The organism is Streptomyces caniscabiei (assembly GCF_014930365.1).
GTDB lineage: Bacteria > Actinomycetota > Actinomycetes > Streptomycetales > Streptomycetaceae > Streptomyces > Streptomyces caniscabiei.
On record NZ_JABXWI010000001.1, the window covers coordinates 568,393 to 584,106 of the forward strand.

Sequence of the window (15,714 nt, forward strand, 5' to 3'; positions counted from 1 at the left end):
GCGATTGTCACGAAGAACCGGTGCGCACTACATCCTTCCCGGGGACGATCACTCTCACAGCGGGACCATGACATCCGTCATGGTCCCGCGGAGATCGGCGGACGAGGGGGGTCAGAGGCCGTACCGGGGCTTCATGTGGCGCCAGAAGTCCCGGAACATCCACTTGTCGAACTCGGTGATCTGGGTGGCGCTGCCCGCCTTCATGAGGAAGCAGCACTGGCCGGTCGGGGTCCAGTCGTAGAAGTCGTCGAGGCCGAAGGTGTGGCCGACCTCGTGCAGATAGATGTGGATGTTCTCCTGGTTCAGGGCGCCGGTGAAGTAGGAGCGGCCCATGCGCTGGCCCCAGTCACCGCCGGCGCCGCCGCCGAAGCCCTCGGTGAGCCAGAGGGACTGGTCGTAGTGGCGGGCGGCGCCGCCGGGACAGCGGGAGTAGTTGCCGTCCTGGTGGAAGAAGCGGCCGCAGTCGGGGTTGCACTGCGGGGCTCCGGCGCCGTCCAGCATGTTGGTGTAGATGTCGACGGAGTTGTCGCTCCACTGGAGGGTCGAGCGGTTCTTCACCGCCCAGCCGACGATGTTGACGGGGACGTTGGTGTACGGCCAGGCGTCGGTGCCCGTGCCGTTGTCGACCATCGCCGCCATCCACTTGCCGAACTGCTTCTTCAGCGCGGCGTGGATCTGGTCGCGCAGGGCCACGCTGACCGGCTGGTCCGACTCCCAGCGGACGCAGTAGTTGACGCTTCCGCGGTTGGCCATGATCTGGTCCCAGCCGTAGTTGCGGAAGCCGTAGAGGTTGCCGTAGGTCGACTCGACGTGGTTCCAGACCTCGTTCAGGGGCTGGACCAGGTTCGAGGGCGGGTTCCAGGCGGCGGGTGCGGCGGCGACCGCGGCCGCCACCGCCCTGTCCTGTGCCTGTGCCCGGTCCGTCCGGTCGTTCGCCGCCTGCGCGACGGACGGGGTGGTCAGACCGGGTGCGAGCAGCACGGCCAGGACCGCGACGAGCACGGTGAGCAGTCTCGCGATGCGGGTGCGTGTGACGTGCATGGTGAACTCCCTTTGTGGGGTCGGGATTTCACGTGCCTTCCGTTCACCCTTCCGTCGCCGCCACCACCAGAAAAGGTTGCCCCTCCGAACCAACTCGGTCCGGCTCACCGCCAGTCAGGTCTGCTCGGCCTCCCCCGCCTCCCCGAACCGCGCCAGCGCCACCCCGCCCGCCACACAGCACACGAACCCGATCACGGCCGACCACGCGTAGCCGTGGCGGGTGGAGTCGCCGAGCCAGACCACCCCGAACACCCCCGGCCAGACGGTCTCGCAGATGACCATCGCCGCCGTCGCCGCCGTCACCGAGCCGGACTGGAGGGCCTGCACCAGCAGGAGGTAACCGCCGAGGCCCGAGACGACGACGGCGTACGCGGACGGCTGGGCCGGTACCCCGAGCACACCGGTGTCCGGCAGCAGCCGTACGGCGATCGCGGTGAGGCCGAAGCTCAGCCCCGCCGCCGCGCCGAGGACGACGGTCCGGCCCCGCCGCAGCCGGCCGCCCACGACCCAGCCGCCCGCCACCACCAGCACCGACGCGACCAGCACCGCCACCCGCAGCGGGGCGTCGCCGTCCCCGTCGCCCGCGCGTCCGGCGGACACCGCCAGCGTCGCCAGCCCCAGACAGACCAGGGCCACGGCGGCCCACTCGGCCCGCCGCGGCCGCAGCCCCAGGACGACCGTGCCGGCCACCGCCGTGACCGCCAACGACGCGGCCACCGCCGCCTCCACCAGGAACACCGGCGCCAGCCGCAACGCCACCACCTGCGCCGCGAAACCGAGCGTGTCCAGTCCCGCCCCGACGAGGAACGGCCAGCCGCGCAGCACCTCCACCACGGTCCGCCCCCGGTCGCGCGCTCCCAAGTCACCCCGCGCGGCCGCCACCCGGCGCGCGCCCAGCGCCTGGAACACGGTCGCCGTCCCCATGCACACCGCCGCGCACAGCGCCCACGCCACACCCGCCACCATGGGGGCACCGTAGGGCGCTCGCCCGGTGGCGTCACGCTCCCACCCTCACGACCGCACAAAGTCCGACAGAGTTATTGATCCGCTTCTGTTCGAAGTCCTAGTGTGGGCCCGGTTTTCAACAACATCAGACAAAAATCGGACAGCATCCGACGCTCCTCGTCCCACACGTCACTCCGTACGTGCACCCCCCTGTTCACCGCGAGGAAGGCCCCGGCAATGCAGCACCCGCACCCGCAACCCCCTCCGCAGCCGCACCCCGGCACCCCCGCAGTCCGCCCCGTGGTGAGCCGCCGCCGGCTGCTGGAGGGCGGCGCCGCCCTCCTCGGCGCCCTGGCCCTCTCCGGCGGCGACGCGTACGCCGCCCCCCGCTCCGGGACGGCGGACGCCGACAGCCCCGAGTGGTCCGGCAACATGGCGCTCTTCCAGGTCGGCGCGGAGCCGCCGCACACCACCCTCATGCCGTACGCGGACGTCAGACAGGCCCTCGCCGGCGACCGCACCCGCTCCCCGTACCGGCTGAGCCTCGACGGGACGTGGAAGTTCGCGTACGTCGACCGGCCGGGCGACCGGGACGAGGACTTCTACCGGACCGACCTCGACGACAGCGGCTGGGACACCATCCCGGTGCCCTCCAACTGGCAGTTGCACGGTTACGACTTCCCCATCTACATCAACATCACCTACCCGTGGTGGGGGCCCAACGGCCTCGGCGAGGAGGCCCAGCCGCCGACCGCGCCGACCCGCTACAACCCCGTCGGCCAGTACCGCCGCACCTTCCACCTCCCCAAGGACTGGACGGCCGGCGACCGCCGCACCTTCCTGCACTTCGAGGGCGTCAAGTCGGCCCACTACGTCTGGATCAACGGCCAACTCGTCGGCTACCACGAGGACTCGTACGACCCGGCCGAGTACGACATCACGAAACACCTCAAGCCGGGGAAGAACCGGATAGCCGTCGAGGTCTACCGCTACTCGGACGGCGACTGGCTGGAGGACCAGGACATGATCCGGCTGAGCGGTATCTTCCGCTCGGTCTACCTCTACTCCACGCCCGCCGTGCACCTGCGCGACTTCAGGCTGGACACCCCGCTCGGCGACGGCTACACGTCCGCCGAGCTGTCGGTCACGGCGAGCGTGCGCGCCTACGCGGCCGGGCACGCGGGGGCGTACTCGGTCGAGACGCAGCTCTACGACGCCCGGGGCCACGCCGTCTGGTCGCGGCCGCTGGTGCAGTCCGTCGCCGTCGGCGCGTCCACGACCGGCGAGGACGTGACCGTACAGGCGAAGAAGTCCGTGCCCTCGCCCGAGCTGTGGTCCGCCGAACACCCCACCCTCTACACGGCCGTGCTCCGGCTGCGCGACCCGCGCGGCAAGGTCGTCGAGACCCTCTCCCACCGCGTCGGCCTGCGCGAGTTCGCGCTCAAGGACGGGCTGATGCGGATCAATGGCAAGCCGGTCTCCCTCCGGGGCACCAACCGCCACGAGATGCACCCCGACCGGGGCATGGCGCTCACCCGCGCCGACCTGGTCAAGGACATGGGGATCATCAAGCGGCTCAACATGAACACCGTCCGCACCTCGCACTACCCCAACAACCCGCTCTGGTACGAGCTGGCGGACGAGTACGGCCTCTACCTCGTCGACGAGACCAACCTGGAGACCCACGGCATCCGGGACCGTTTCCCCGGGAACGACCCCGACTGGTCCAAGGCCTGTGTGGCCCGCGCCCAGGCGATGGTCCACCGCGACAAGAACCACGCCTCCGTCGTCATCTGGTCCCTCGGCAACGAGGCGGGCGGCGGCTCCACCTTCGTCGCCATGCGCGACTGGATCGAGTCGTACGACAAGACCCGTGTCATCCAGTACGAGGGCGACGACCGGCCGACGATCAGCCAGATCCGCTCGGAGATGTACGACAGCCCGCAGCGGGTCGAGCAGCGGGCCAAGGACACCTCCGACACCCGGCCGTACGTGATGATCGAGTACTCGCACTCCATGGGGAACTCGACCGGCAACTTCAAGAAGTACTGGGACCTCATCCGCCGCTACCCGGTCCTCCAGGGCGGCTGGATCTGGGACTTCGTCGACCAGTCGCTGACCTGGCCGGTGCCGAGGCTGAGGGTGTTCACGGATGCCGGTCCGAGCGCGCTGAAGGGCCAACTCCTCACCGCCGCAGGCACGTTCAGCCGCAGCAAGGGGCTGTCCGGCGCCACGGGCTTCACCCGCGACCCGGCCCTCGACCTCACCGGCTCGCTGACCCTGGAGGCGTGGATCACCCCGCACGTCACCGGCGGCCACCAGCCCCTCGTCGCCAAGGGCGACACCCAGTACGCGCTGAAGCAGACCAACAACAGCGTCGAGTTCTTCATCTACGGCGGCGGCCAGTGGGTCAGCGTCAGCTGGAACCTCCCGGCCGACGGCTGGACCGGCCGCGAACACCATGTCGCCGGTGTCTTCGACGCCGAGGCCGGGTCCCTCACCCTCTACGTCGACGGCGAGGCGAAGGCCACCCGCACCACCACCCGGCGGCCCAGCGTCAACACGGCACCCCTCTCCCTCGGCACCGACACGGACAACCCGACGCGCGAGTTCAGCGGCACGATCCGGCGGGCGGGTGTGTACGCGCGCGCCCTGAGCGGGGCCGAGCTGGCGTCCGGGGGGCGTGGGCCCGGGGACGACGGGGTGCGGTTCTGGTTCGACGCGGCGACGGTCGAGGTGGGGGAGCGGAAGCGCGAGGGCTTCGCGAAGGAACGTTCGTTTTTCGCGTACGGCGGTGACTGGGGCGACAACCCCAACGACGGGGCCTTCGTCGCGGACGGCATCGTCAAGGCCGACCGGGGCCACACCGGCAAGGCGGCCGAGGTCAAGCGCATCTACCAGGCGATCCACGCGACCCCGGCCACCGGCGCCGCGACCGATGCCCTGACCTCCAGGAAGATCACGCTCACCAACGAGTACCTCTTCACCAACCTCCGCGAGTTCGACGGCAGTTGGACCCTGGTGGCGGACGGCAAGGAGATCCAGCGGGGCCGCCTCACCCGCGCCCAGCTGGACGTCGGCCCCCTCTCCACCAAGGACATCACCGTCCCCTTCCGCCTCCCCTCCTCCCCCGCGCCCGGCACCGAGTACTTCCTGGAACTCTCCTTCACCACCAAGGAGCGCACCCCCTGGGCGAAGTCCGGCTTCGAGGTGGCCCGGCAGCAACTGCCGGTGGACGCGGGCAGCCCGGCGGTGGCGCCGGCACCGCTGGCGACCGTCCCGAAGCTGACGTACACGGACGGTCCGAAAGAGATCAAGGTCAGCGGCAAGGGCGTGAAGGGGCGCGGCTTCTCCGTCACCGTCGACCGGGAGAGCGGCGTCCTCACCTCCTACAAGTCGGCCGGCACCCGGCTGCTCACCTCCGGCCCGGTCCCCAACTTCTGGCGGGCCCCCACCGACAACGACCACGGCAACGGGCAGCACACCCGTAACCAGACCTGGCGGGACGCGGGCGCCAACCGCAAGGTGACCGAGGTGACCGTGCGGGCCCTGGGCGACGGCCGGGCGGTGGAGATCAAGGTCACCGGCACCCTGCCGACGACGACCGAGTCGTCGTACTCCACCACCTACACGGTCTTCGGCAACGGCGAGATCAAGGTCGACAACACCCTGCACCCGGGCGCGGCCTCCCTCCCGTACATCCCGGAGGTGGGCACCCTCCTGCACCTCCCCCGCCGCCTGGACCGCCTCCACTACTACGGCCGCGGCCCGGAGGAGAACCACTGGGACCGCAACAACGGCACCGACGTCGGCCTCCACTCGGGCGGCGTCGCCGACCAGTGGTCCGGCTACATCCGCCCCCAGGAGAACGGCAACAAGACCGACATCCGCTGGGCCGCCCTGACCGACCGCGACGGCGAGGGCCTGCTGATCTCGGGCGACTCCCTGATCGAGGTCAACGCCTCCTTCTTCACCCCGGAGGACCTCTCGACGGGCCTCCGCCACGACTACCACCTCACCCCCCGCGACACGGTCGTCCTGCGGGTCAACCACCGCCAGATGGGCGTCGGCGGCGACAACAGCTGGGGCGCCCACACCCACGACGAGTACAAGCTCTTCGCGGGCCGCGACTACGCGTACACGTACCGCCTGCGCCCGCTGACGGACGTGGACCTCGCCACCAAGCTGTCGAGGAGGCCGACGGCGACGGAGTGACACCTGACGCAGCCGCCGACACGACCGACGCTCGACCGGGCCCTCCCGGCCGAGCGTCCGGTCGTCCCTCCCTGGTGCCGTTCGCTCCCTGCCCGGTGCGCCGGTCAGCGCACCAGCAGGTCGATCATCCTCGTCGGGCCCTCCTCTCCGTCGCCCTCGGCCAGGGTGCGGCGCATCAGCGCGAAGTAGGGGGCGAGCAACTCGGGGCTGACGCGCTGCTGTTCGGCGGTGGCCAGGAAGGTCGGGATGCCGGCCACCTGCATGGCCAGGCTGGAGTCGACGCCCGTGGTGCGGTCGCCGCCGCGCAATTGCTCGGCGGTCCCGTGCACGGACGGGGCCATCGCGGCGAGCCAGTCCGCGAGCAGCGGGGCGAAGGACGCGGGGTCGATGTTCTCCTCGCGGATCAGGGCGAAGGCGTGCGCGGCACCGGCGAACATGCCGTACATCGCGCTGAGCAGGGCCACGTCGTGCAGGGCCGCGAAGCCCGCGTCCTCGCCGACGTAGGTGGTGCCGACCGGGACGGCCAGGGTGGCCCGGTGCTGGTCGAACAACTGCCGCGAACCGCTGTAGAAGATGTAACCGCCCGCCTCGGGGACGCCGACCATCGGAGGGACGGCCATGATGCCGCCGTCCAGGTAGCGGGCGCCCCGAGCCTCGGCCCACTCGGCGCGGGCGCGGGCCTGGGCGGGGGTCGTCGTGGTCAGGTTCACCAGGTCGCGGCCGGTGAGGTCGACATCGGCCAGTGCCTTGTCCACGGAGGCGTCGTCCAACAGGCAGACGACGACGAGGCTGTTCGCCGCGACCGCCTCGGCTGCGCTGTCCGCGACGCTCGCGCCCTCGGCGGCGAGCACCGCGGAACGGGCCGGGGCGCGGTTCCAGACGGTGAGCGGATGGCCCGCGGCCAGCCACGCGCGGGCCAGCGCCGTGCCCATCGCGCCGAGGCCCAGCGAGGTGACGGCGGTCTTCTCGGAAGGGTTCTGTGTCATGCCGAACAGGCTGGTCACGGGCGCGAAACCGATCAAGTACGCACTTCGGAGTGGGTGGTTACCCTGAGGTGAGCGAGCACGTCGGAGGGGTGGGGGACATGGCGACGCTGAACCGGCCGGGCGCACCGGACGAGCACATCTGCGGGATCGACACCGCGATGGAGGTGATCGGCGGCAGGTGGAAGGTCCTGATCCTGTGGGCGCTGCACGAGCAGCCCGGTCGCCGATTCGGTGAGCTGCGCCGGCTGCTTCCGGGCGTCAGCGAGAAGGTGCTGGCCTCCCATCTGCGGGAGATGGAGACGGACGGGATCGTGCGTCGCGTCTCCTACGACGAGGTGCCGCCCCGCGTCGAGTACTCGCTGACCGAGGACGGGACACGCCTCAACACCGCGCTCGAACCGCTGGCCTCCTGGGGCCGGGAGCGGTCGACGCGGTAGGCGCCCCGGCGCCTCGCGGGCTGCGCGTCCCTGTGCACCGCTGTGGCGTCCACGAAGCCCTGGGCCCTCGGGCGCACGAACGTGATCGTGATGCCGCCCACGCGTGAACGCGCGGGTGGGAAGGTGGCGGGCCGCAGGGGCTGACCCCCGTCCGCCCCTCGACGTCGAGGCGGTCCGTCGGGGCGATGTGACCGGTTCAAAAACCACCCGTGTCACACCCGTTGACTTCCTTCTCGCGTGGCTCTACTTTCGGCCAGCCGATACGTTCGGCGAGCCGATCCTTGTTCGAGATATCGACGGCGATATCCATCGAAGGAGCCGCATGTTCCCCCCTCCCCGCATTGACTCCCCCGGCTTCGGGCGCCGTTGCAGAAACGCCGCCGTACGCGCCCTCGCCCTGGCGACGACCGCGACGGCCGCCCTGCTCTTCGCCCAGCCGACGACCGCGCCGACGTCACCCGTCACCGAACTCGACGCCGCACCCGTAGCGGTGACGGACCGTCAAATACCTGTCCCCGAAGCCCCGATGGGCTGGGCCTCCTGGAACGCCTTCGCCGCGAAGGTCGACTACAACGTGATCAAGCAGCAGGTCGACGCGTTCGTCGCGGCCGGGCTGCCCGAGGCCGGCTACGAGTACATCAACATCGACGAGGGCTGGTGGCAGGGCACGCGCGACAGCGCGGGCAACATCACCATCGACGAGGCCGAATGGCCCGGCGGCATGAAGGCCATCGCCGACTACATCCACAGCAAGGGCCTGAAGGCGGGCATCTACACCGACGCCGGCAAGGACGGCTGCGGCTACTACTTCCCCACCGGCCGCCCGGCCGCTCCCGGCAGCGGCAGCGAGGGCCACTACGTCCAGGACATGACGCAGTTCTCGAAGTGGGGCTTCGACTTCGTGAAGGTCGACTGGTGCGGCGGCGACGCCGAGGGCCTCGACCCGAAGACGACCTACCAGGCGATCAGCGACGCCGTCGCCACCGCGACCGCCACCACCGGCCGCCCCCTCGCCCTCTCCCTGTGCAACTGGGGCTACTCCAACCCCTGGAACTGGGCGCCGGGCATGGGCCCGATGTGGCGGACGAACACGGACATCTTCTACCACGGCCAGGGCCTGACGTACGCGGGCATGCTGACCAACTACGACCGGAACGTGCACCCCACGGCCCAGCACACCGGCTACTACAACGACCCCGACATGCTGATGATCGGCATGGGTCTCACCGCCGCCCAGGACCGCACCCACATGAACCTGTGGGCGATCTCCGGCGCCCCGCTGCTCGCCGGCAACGACCTCTCCACCATGACCACCGAGACGGCGAACATCCTCAAGAACCCCGAGGTCATCGCCGTCGACCAGGACCCCCGCGGCCTCCAGGGCGTCAAGGTCGCCGAGGACACCACCGGTCTCCAGGTGTACGGCAAGGTCCTCTCCGGCACCGGCAACCGCGCGGTCGTCCTGCTCAACCGCACCTCCACCACGCAGAACATGACCGTCCGCTGGTCCGACCTCGGTCTGACGAACGCCTCCGCGACCGTCCGTAACCTGTGGAGCCGTACCAACGTCGGTACGCCCGGCACGAGTTACACCACGAGCGTCCCGGCGGGCACCTCGGTCATGCTCACCGTCAAGGGCGGCACCGAGCAGTCGGCCGCCTCGTACAACGGCACAGCGAGCTTCTCCGGCGTGGTCGCCGGGAACACCGGCCTGAAGACGGTCGACGTCTCCTACACCAACAACACCTCCACGGCCCGCGTCGGCACCCTCACCGTCAACGGCCAGACCTCCACCAAGGTCTCCTTCCCGCCGACCGGCTCCTCCCCCGGCAACATCTCCGTCGCCATGTCGCTCACCAAGGGCAGCGCCAACACGATCACCTTCTCCGGCGCCCCGACCCTCGAAGGCATCGTCGTACGGCCGCTGCCGGGCACCAACGGCACCGTGATCACCGGCACGGGCTCCGGCCGCTGCGCCGACATCAACAACAACACGATCACCAACGGCACCGACGCCCAGCTGTGGGACTGCTCCGGCGGGCAGAACCAGGTCTGGCAGTACACCTCCCGCAAGGAACTCGTCGTGTACGGCAACAAGTGCCTCGACGCCTGGGACCGCGGCACCTCCAACGGCACCCGCGTCGTCATCTGGGACTGCCACGGCGGCACCAACCAGCAGTGGAACGTGAACGCCGACGGCACGATCGTCAACGTCAACTCCGGTCTCTGCCTGGACGCCTACAACGCCGCGACCACCAACGGCACGAAGCTCGTCCTGTGGTCCTGCAACGGCCAGAACAACCAGAAGTGGAGCCTGACATGAGCCGCATGACCAGCGGGCCCGGCCTCTCCCGCCGCATGTTCCTCGGCACGGCGGCGACCGTGCCACTGGCCGCCACCGGTGTGCTCACCCTCGGCGCCGGCACCGCCCACGCCGCCGACTCCGCGTACGCGATGGTCTACTTCACCGAGTCCAACACCATGCTGGAGGCCGACTACGGCCTGCACCTGGCCGTCAGCCAGGACGGCCTGAACTGGACCCCGCTGAACCAGAACGCCCCGCTGGTCACCCCGACCCAGGGCGCCGGCGGCCTGCGCGACCCGTTCCTGATGCGCAAGCAGGACGGCACGTTCGTCGTCCTGGCGACGGACCTCAAGGGCACCGACTGGAACTACAACAGCACGTACATCCATGTCTGGGACTCCGCCGACCTGCGGACCTTCACCGGCTACCGGCGGCTGAAGCTCCACGACATGACCAGCACCCACAGCTGGGCGCCGGAGGCCTACTGGGACGCCTCACGCGGCCAGTACGGCATCCTCTACTCCTCCGTGAACAGCAGCGGCCACAACGTGATCATGGTCAGCTACACCACGGACTTCGTCACGTCGACCAACCCCCAGGTCTTCTTCGACCCGGGCTACGACATCATCGACGGCAACCTCACGGTCGGCGTCAACGGCGTCAACTACCTCTACTACAAGGTCAACCAGACCCTGGTCGGCGCCCGCTCCACCACCCTCAACCCGGGCAGCTTCACCCCGTTCAGCACGGGCGTCGCGCACGGCGGCACCGAGGCCCCCACGGTGGTGAAGTCCCTGACGTCCTCCGCCTGGTACCTCTGGGGGGACACGTACACCCCCAACGGCGTCTTCTACGTCTGGCAGTCGAACGACCTCGCCTCCGGCACCTGGACCGCCCTCGACCAGAAGCTCTACACCCAGCCGCTCAACTCCAAGCACTGCGGCATCCACCCCATCACGTCGACGGAGTACACCAACCTGCTGGCCAAGTGGGGCGCCCCCACCTGGAACCGCCTGAAGTCGTACAACTTCCCGTCCCGCTACGTCCGCCACAGCAGCTACGTGGGCCGTATCGACGAGTACCCCTTCGACCCGTTCACCGACTCCCAGTGGAAGCTGGTCCCGGGCCTCGCGGACTCCTCGGCGGTCTCCTTCCAGTCGGTGAACTTCCCGACCCGCTATCTGCGCCACTACAACTACGCGCTCCGCCTCGACGCGAACGACGGCACGTCGACGTTCGCCGCGGACGCCACGTTCACCCGCGTCGCCGGCCTCGCCGACTCGACGTGGTCCTCGTTCCGCTCGTACAACAACCCGACCCGCTACATCCGGCACAGCAACTACCTGCTCCGCATCGACCCGATCTCGACGGCGACGGAGCGGGCGGACGCGACGTTCCGGGTGGGCTACTGACACCCATGCCCCCGGCTGGTCCGGAGCCTCAGCGGCCCCGGACCAGCTCGGCCGCGCCGAACGACACGTTGGTGGTCGTACGCGCCGTCGTCGAAGAGATGCCAGCCGTCCGTCGCCCCATGGCCCGGTCCTCCTCGTCGGTCTTCGTCGGGCCCGATTCAACTCCGGTACGGGGAGAAGGCGAAGCCGGCGGACCGGACGGGGCGGATCGAACGTTCAGGCGCGCCCCTGCGTCTCAGTACCGATCGTGCGGTCGGACGAGCGGAAACGCGGAGGGTCTCATGGGGGAGCCGGACGAGCGCGGGTGGACGTGGACCCGGACCTGGACGTCAACGCGGAGCGGGCGCGGCCCGGGTACCCGTACCCGCTCCCGTTCCCGTGGCGGAGCCGCCGCGGCCGTGCTGGGCTCCCTCGTCGTACTCGGCGGCATCCAGGGATCGGCGGCCGACGCCCAGAGCGTGGAGATCGTGTCGACCCCGACGAGGACCTGCCACGGCACCCAGCCGAAGGGCAGCCTCGCCGGTCACGCGAGGGACGGCGTCCCTGAGGACACCCCACTCGAACGCACCCTGAGCTACGTGGACGAGCTGGTCGCCGGCCGCCACGCCCCGGTCTACACGGGCATGGTCCTGGACGAGGACGCGGCTTCCCTGGACGTCTACCGCATCCCCTCCGCCCCCTTCGACACGGCCGTCTGCGAAGGCGCCGAGAAGGGCGTGACCGTACGGCTCCACGACCGCGACATCAACGAGAAGGACCTCAACGCCCTCCTCGACCGCGTCAGCGAGGACATGAGCCGCTGGGACGGCACCTTCGCCCTGCGCGAGGTCGGCCTGGACGGCACCGGCTTCGTCCACGTCGGCGTGGACGACCCCGAGACCGCCGAGCCGATCCTCCACGAGGCGTACGGCGAGCGGAACGCCAAGTACCTCCGCGTCGAGTACGCCCCGCAGGCGCACTTGCTCTGACCGGCCACGACCGAGGATGCAACGACCCTGAAGATCCGCTATAGTTGATCTCGAGCCGCTCACCGGAAATCGAAATCCCGGTAGCACTCGATGCGTTGGTGGTCCAAGGAAAGACGCCCCGCTTCCTGCGGGGAAATGCAGGTGCAAGGCCTGCCCGGCGCTCCACAGAATGAGCCCCGCTTCACAGCATGTGAAGCGGGGCTCATCGCGTTGAGGTGTCCCCTAGCCCCTCTGCCGCTGCCGCCCCAGCAACAGGGCTCCCCCGGCCGCCACCACGGCTGCCGCCCCCACCGCTCCGGCGGCCATGAAGCCCCCGTTGGAACGCCACGACAGCACCGACCACCGTGACTGCGCGGAGAACAGGGACCCCGTACTCAGCCACGAGCCGGTCGAGATCAGTGACAGCGAGGACCCGATCGAGCCGGCGGACAGGGCGCTCCCGATCGAACCGACCGACAGGACCGACCCGACGGACCCCACGGAGAGCACCGACCCGACGGACCCGATCGACAGCAGGGAGTCCTTGGACCACAACGACAGCACGGACCCGGAGGGGGAGGCCGAGGAGGAGGAACAGCGGCCGGACGGCAAGGACAGCACGGATGGCATGGACGGCTTCGTCATACGGCCATCCTGCCCGTGACGCTCTCCCGGGCGGAGCCTTCCGGCGACGACGGCCGGAAACCGTGTCGGCTCGGCCGGGCTCGGCACCGGGGACTCGACGGATCCGCCGAACGTTGTCGCCCCGTCCGGCGTCCCAGTGGTGACCGTCCACGAAGGGGCCACCGCCATGCCGACCACCACTGCCGTACGACTCCGTCCCCGCGCGCTGTCCGCCGCCGCGACGGCGGGGGCGTTGATGTGGGCGGTGTCAGGGTGCGGAGAGGAACCGGCGACGGCGACGAAGCCCTCGGCGCCCGCCTGGAAGGAACCGGCGTCCTACACCTACACGTTGAGGTCGACGGAGGGCGAGCGGCCGTTGATCGGGACGTTCAGGGTGACGGTCCGGGACGGGAAGGTCGTGCGGGCCGTCGGGCTCGACGACAGCGGGCGGCACGTGGTGGACCGGTCGCCGCAGCACATACCCACCATCGCGGACCTGTTGCGGGAGGCGGCGGTGGCCCGCGAAGAGGGTGCGGACACGGTGGACGGCACGTACGCGTCGGACGGCCGTCCGCTCACGCTCGCCATCGACTGGGACGAGGACGCGATCGACGACGAGGCGGCGTACGACCTCAGCGACTACGAGGCGCTCGGCTGACTCAGGTCCCGGACCGTGCCGCCCACCTTGGCCTTGAGCTGCTTGAGCACGTCGGGCTTGGCGGAGATGGCCCAGCGGGGGCCGACGAGGTACTTGCCGCCGTACATCGAGGCCGACTCCAGCCAGACCTCCTTCAGCTCGTCCTTGGGGAAGGTGGTGATGAGGTAGTCCCCCGCCCCGGTCTGGCACACGCCCTCGCGGAGTTCCTCGGCCTCGGTCCGGATCTTCACCTCGCATCCGGTGAGCTCGGCGATCACCTCGACCTTGGCCGGCGCGACGACCGCGGCAACCGGACTGGACCCCTCGCTCGCCTTGCCCGAGCCCTTGTCACCACCGCCCCCGCTACAGGCCGCCACCAGAGGCAGGACAGCCAGCCCCGCAGCCAACACACCGCCCCGCGCCAGCTTCGTCATCACGTCCGGATCTCCGTTCGCGTTCTTCGTACTTCGTACCCGAGTGCACTCGCCAAGAGGTACGTAGGGACGCGGCCGGATGCTCACCACCGGTCGAAACAGTGACGTCGACGGCCGAATCCCCACCTCAGAAGTAGCTCAACGGCACGCTGCGCCGCGGATTCCAGGCGTAGATTTCGTGACCGCGAGCACAAGCGACGCGCAAAGGGCCGTGGCCAAATCCCTTGGCCGGCACTTCATTTGGGGAATAGATGATCCCGGAATCGACAAGCCCGGCACGTTCTCTCCGCATCGGCGTCGCCGTCGCCGCCGCGCTCCTCGTCACAGCGTGTTCCACTCTGGGGCAGAGTCCTCAAGGCGCCGCGCTGGAGGGCGGAATCCAGGAAAGCGGAACCGTCGGGAGCGAGAACGTGCAGGTCGGGGACATCTGGTGGTTCGCGCTCCCCGTGCCCACCAACAAATCCGCCGAGCCGATCGAAATCACCGGGGTGTCACTCGTCGAGGTTCCCACAGGGATGAAGGTCCTGGGATACGGCGCCTACAGCCTGGAAGACACCGAAGGGCTGGCGCTGCTGGCGAAGGAGGGCGAGGAATTGGCTCCACGGTTCGCCGCGCTGCGCGACCACTCCGACAAGCCCGTGAAAGTGGCTCCACACGCCTCCAGCGACATCTACTACCTGGCACGGCTGAAGATCACCAGCCTGCCCTCCCGAAGCGCCCGCTACTGCGAGTTCGACTATCGGCAGAGCGGCCGCGCATACACACAGACACTGGACTGCGAAGTGGAACTGACAGGCAAGTAGGGCATCCCCATGGCCAGATGCTGTCGCTGCTACGGTCGGGCGCATGCTGATCGTCGAACTTGCCTTGACCGCTTCACCTGAACGCCTCGCGGCACGTCCGGCGCATCGCGCACTCCTCAACCGCCTTCACGAGGAGGGATGTCTCGTCGCCGCCGGTCCGTTCGCTGACGACACTGGTGCGCTGCTTGTCTTCGACACGGACCGCGCAGAGCTGGACCGCATACTCGACACCGATCCGTACTACCGCACCCCTGGTGTCCAGGTGGTCGGTGTGCGCGAATGGGCGCCGGTCGTGGGTCTGTCCGGACCGCGGCGCGATCCATCCTGAGCAGCGGAACCGGTGCGCGCCCGGACGGACACGAGCGACGGCTTCGCCGTGCTGACCGAGGCCGACCGAGCAGACTGCCGGTCATGCAACTTCCCGCACCGGCCGTCGTCGCGGCCACCGCGCTGATCGAAGTCGTCAGGATCTCGGGGCTGCCGGGAAGGCGGGGCGCCCCGTACCCCGGCGCGGTGGTCGCCCACTGGGCCGGGGACGAGGTCGGCGACATCCTGGACCTGATCGCGAGTCTGCCCGGCAGCACACAGCACCGCTGCGGGTTCTCGCCGGGGTGGGGCGTACGGGCGTACGACGATGTCCTCGACCTGCCGTTGTACGAGGCGGCGTTCTGCTTCGGCTGCGACGAGGTCCGGATGCAGGGGCCCGCCGTGCCGCCCGCCCTGGCCACGCAGTTCTTCGACGCCGGCGCCGAGGAGGCTCAGGCCCTGCTGGAGCGTTTTCGTCGGGCGGTGCTGTAGCCGGGAGGAGGACGGGAGTACGTAACCGATTCCGTAGTCTCACCGATCTCTTTCGGAGCGGCGGCTGGGAAAGTGGGCCGGGTTCATGTGACCGACGGTCTGTATCGACGGTCGGTGCCGACGATCCATG

Annotated in this window: 14 protein-coding genes; 9 read left to right on the top strand and 5 right to left on the bottom strand. The window is 69.7% G+C overall.

All coding sequences use genetic code 11. From position 1 onward, the window contains the following. Positions 1-111 precede the first annotated feature (111 nt). Positions 112-1,041 (bottom strand): hypothetical protein, encoded by a 930-nt coding sequence (locus HW837_RS02800; RefSeq protein WP_093790766.1) that lies wholly within the window; start codon positions 1,039-1,041, stop codon positions 112-114. 114 nt (positions 1,042-1,155) lie between these two features. Beyond that, positions 1,156-2,007 carry a DMT family transporter gene (locus HW837_RS02805; RefSeq protein WP_045558643.1) on the bottom strand — a complete coding sequence of 284 codons (852 nt, stop codon included), beginning with the start codon at positions 2,005-2,007 and terminating at the stop codon, positions 1,156-1,158. A gap of 216 nt (positions 2,008-2,223) precedes the next feature. Here HW837_RS02805 and HW837_RS02810 point away from each other — a divergent pair, with 216 nt between their 5' ends. Then, positions 2,224-6,201, top strand: a complete 3,978-nt coding sequence (locus tag HW837_RS02810; protein ID WP_093790767.1) for a glycoside hydrolase family 2 TIM barrel-domain containing protein — start codon at positions 2,224-2,226, stop codon at positions 6,199-6,201. A gap of 104 nt (positions 6,202-6,305) precedes the next feature. Here HW837_RS02810 and HW837_RS02815 read toward each other — a convergent pair whose 3' ends face one another. Then, the gene (locus HW837_RS02815) at positions 6,306-7,187 is read right to left on the bottom strand and encodes an NAD(P)-dependent oxidoreductase (RefSeq protein WP_193379398.1); all 882 of its coding nucleotides are present in this window, start codon (positions 7,185-7,187) and stop codon (positions 6,306-6,308) included. Between the two features lie 98 nt (positions 7,188-7,285). Between HW837_RS02815 and HW837_RS02820 the strand changes: the two genes are divergently transcribed. The 4 genes from HW837_RS02820 to HW837_RS02835 all read left to right on the top strand — a co-directional run bounded on the left by HW837_RS02820 (position 7,286) and on the right by HW837_RS02835 (position 12,309). After that, positions 7,286-7,624, top strand: a complete 339-nt coding sequence (locus HW837_RS02820; protein WP_045558641.1) for a winged helix-turn-helix transcriptional regulator — start codon at positions 7,286-7,288, stop codon at positions 7,622-7,624. A gap of 322 nt (positions 7,625-7,946) precedes the next feature. Then, on the top strand, positions 7,947-9,947 hold the full coding sequence (locus HW837_RS02825) for a ricin-type beta-trefoil lectin domain protein (protein ID WP_045558640.1): 2,001 nt from the start codon (positions 7,947-7,949) through the stop codon (positions 9,945-9,947). Next, positions 9,944-11,341, top strand: coding sequence for a glycoside hydrolase family 43 protein (locus tag HW837_RS02830; RefSeq protein ID WP_390623552.1), 1,398 nt, complete (start codon positions 9,944-9,946; stop codon positions 11,339-11,341). Before HW837_RS02825 ends, HW837_RS02830 begins: the two co-directional genes overlap by 4 nt. 398 nt (positions 11,342-11,739) lie before the next feature. Beyond that, positions 11,740-12,309, top strand: coding sequence for a hypothetical protein (locus HW837_RS02835; RefSeq protein WP_193379397.1), 570 nt, complete (start codon positions 11,740-11,742; stop codon positions 12,307-12,309). A 222-nt stretch (positions 12,310-12,531) separates the two neighbouring features. Here the strand turns inward: HW837_RS02835 and HW837_RS48365 are convergent, their stop codons facing one another. Further along, entirely contained in the window at positions 12,532-12,918 is a 387-nt protein-coding gene (locus HW837_RS48365; RefSeq protein WP_078853560.1) for a hypothetical protein, read from the bottom strand. Positions 12,919-13,099: 181 nt separating this feature from the next. Between HW837_RS48365 and HW837_RS02845 the strand changes: the two genes are divergently transcribed. Continuing rightward, positions 13,100-13,570, top strand: coding sequence for a DUF6174 domain-containing protein (locus tag HW837_RS02845; RefSeq protein ID WP_045558830.1), 471 nt, complete (start codon positions 13,100-13,102; stop codon positions 13,568-13,570). On the opposite strand, the gene HW837_RS02850 is transcribed toward HW837_RS02845, so the two are convergent. Then, positions 13,552-13,986, bottom strand: coding sequence for a hypothetical protein (locus HW837_RS02850; RefSeq protein ID WP_052682910.1), 435 nt, complete (start codon positions 13,984-13,986; stop codon positions 13,552-13,554). The two genes, HW837_RS02845 and HW837_RS02850, sit on opposite strands and share 19 nt — an antisense overlap. Positions 13,987-14,234: 248 nt before the next feature. Between HW837_RS02850 and HW837_RS02855 the strand changes: the two genes are divergently transcribed. From HW837_RS02855 to HW837_RS02865, 3 genes are all read left to right on the top strand, one after another. Continuing rightward, on the top strand, positions 14,235-14,786 hold the full coding sequence (locus tag HW837_RS02855) for a hypothetical protein (protein ID WP_159040908.1): 552 nt from the start codon (positions 14,235-14,237) through the stop codon (positions 14,784-14,786). 43 nt (positions 14,787-14,829) lie between these two features. Continuing rightward, a complete protein-coding gene (locus tag HW837_RS02860) occupies positions 14,830-15,114 on the top strand; it encodes a YciI family protein (RefSeq protein ID WP_045558634.1) in 285 nt (94 codons plus the stop codon). Between the two features lie 83 nt (positions 15,115-15,197). Further along, on the top strand, positions 15,198-15,584 hold the full coding sequence (locus tag HW837_RS02865) for a hypothetical protein (protein WP_045558633.1): 387 nt from the start codon (positions 15,198-15,200) through the stop codon (positions 15,582-15,584). Positions 15,585-15,714 lie beyond the last annotated feature (130 nt).

What these genes read in the sequence shown, in the direction of transcription:
- HW837_RS02800 (WP_093790766.1), bottom strand. Translation starts at nt 1,041, where the DNA reads ATGCACGTCACACGCACCCGCATCGCGAGACTGCTCACCGTGCTCGTC.
- HW837_RS02805 (WP_045558643.1), bottom strand. Translation starts at nt 2,007, where the DNA reads ATGGTGGCGGGTGTGGCGTGGGCGCTGTGCGCGGCGGTGTGCATGGGG.
- HW837_RS02810 (WP_093790767.1), top strand. Translation starts at nt 2,224, where the DNA reads ATGCAGCACCCGCACCCGCAACCCCCTCCGCAGCCGCACCCCGGCACC.
- HW837_RS02815 (WP_193379398.1), bottom strand. Translation starts at nt 7,187, where the DNA reads ATGACACAGAACCCTTCCGAGAAGACCGCCGTCACCTCGCTGGGCCTC.
- HW837_RS02820 (WP_045558641.1), top strand. Translation starts at nt 7,286, where the DNA reads ATGGCGACGCTGAACCGGCCGGGCGCACCGGACGAGCACATCTGCGGG.
- HW837_RS02825 (WP_045558640.1), top strand. Translation starts at nt 7,947, where the DNA reads ATGTTCCCCCCTCCCCGCATTGACTCCCCCGGCTTCGGGCGCCGTTGC.
- HW837_RS02830 (WP_390623552.1), top strand. Translation starts at nt 9,944, where the DNA reads ATGAGCCGCATGACCAGCGGGCCCGGCCTCTCCCGCCGCATGTTCCTC.
- HW837_RS48365 (WP_078853560.1), bottom strand. Translation starts at nt 12,918, where the DNA reads ATGCCATCCGTGCTGTCCTTGCCGTCCGGCCGCTGTTCCTCCTCCTCG.
- HW837_RS02845 (WP_045558830.1), top strand. Translation starts at nt 13,100, where the DNA reads ATGCCGACCACCACTGCCGTACGACTCCGTCCCCGCGCGCTGTCCGCC.
- HW837_RS02855 (WP_159040908.1), top strand. Translation starts at nt 14,235, where the DNA reads ATGATCCCGGAATCGACAAGCCCGGCACGTTCTCTCCGCATCGGCGTC.
- HW837_RS02860 (WP_045558634.1), top strand. Translation starts at nt 14,830, where the DNA reads ATGCTGATCGTCGAACTTGCCTTGACCGCTTCACCTGAACGCCTCGCG.
- HW837_RS02865 (WP_045558633.1), top strand. Translation starts at nt 15,198, where the DNA reads ATGCAACTTCCCGCACCGGCCGTCGTCGCGGCCACCGCGCTGATCGAA.